Here is a 1087-nt window from a genome sequence, read left to right as displayed (position 1 = left end):
CGGTTTAACCTCTGCTTGGTATTTATCTCAAGCAGGCTATCAAGTCACGGTCATCGATCGCCAACCAAGCAGCGCGATGGAAACAAGCTTTGCCAATGCAGGGCAAATTTCTTATGGCTACTCATCCCCATGGGCGGCTCCGGGTATCCCGCTCAAGGCGATCAAATGGCTGATGGAAGAACACGCTCCACTAAAAATAAAGCCGTCGCTCAGCACAGACATGATCAGTTGGGCAAGCAAGATGGTTGCGAACTGCACCTTGCCTCGCTATCAAATCAACAAAGCTCGCATGCTGTCTATCGCCAACCACAGCCGAGCTTGCTTAGAACAATTACGTAATGAGCACGCGATTGAATACCAAGGACGCCAGTTTGGTACCTTGCAAGTGTTCCGCACAACTCAACAGTTAACCGCAATCGAAAAAGACCTCAAGCTGCTTGAGCAAAGTGGTACTCGATTTGAGTTGATGGACGTTGAACAGTGCCTTCGACAAGAACCCGGTTTAGCGCTGGTCAAAGATAAAATCGTAGGCGGGTTGTATTTGCCTGATGATGAAACAGGTGACTGCTTTCAGTTTTGCCAACAGCTGACAGAACTTGCGAAAGCGCATGGTGTCACGTTTAAATTCAATACCGAAGTGAGTAATTGGGTTACTGTAGGCAAAAAGATCATAGGTGTCCAAACGAACCACGGTTTGTTTAAGGCCGACCAATTTGTCGTTGCTTCTGGTAGCTTTTCCACTGCGCTTTTAAAGCAGCTCGATATTGATATCCCAGTGTATCCGGTTAAAGGATATTCACTGACGCTACCGATAGAAAATGAAGAATACGCACCGCGCTCTACTGTCATGGATGAGACTTACAAAGTCGCTATGACTCGATTTGATGACCGCATACGAGTGGCTGGCACCGCTGAGCTTGCAGGTTTCGACCCATCCTTGCCACAAAAGCGTAAAAACACGATTGAGATGGTGGTTCGCGATTTGTTCCCTCGCGGCGGTGATTTCAGCCAAGCAGAATTCTGGACAGGATTTCGCCCAATGACGCCAGATGGCACACCAATCATAGGTGCAACGCCATACGACAAC

General features: G+C 48.2%; 1 protein-coding gene. It reads left to right on the top strand.

Features of this window, described 5'->3' with window-relative positions; translation table 11 throughout:
* A partial coding sequence (locus R8N46_RS25330; RefSeq protein WP_318189793.1) for a D-amino acid dehydrogenase occupies nt 1-1087 on the top strand: 1087 nt, incomplete at both ends.

Source organism: Vibrio sp. 1874 (assembly GCF_033344395.1).
Classification (GTDB): Bacteria; Pseudomonadota; Gammaproteobacteria; order Enterobacterales; family Vibrionaceae; genus Vibrio; species Vibrio alginolyticus.
Note: the sequence above shows the minus strand (reverse complement) of the source record. Positions and strands in the feature narration are given on the sequence as shown.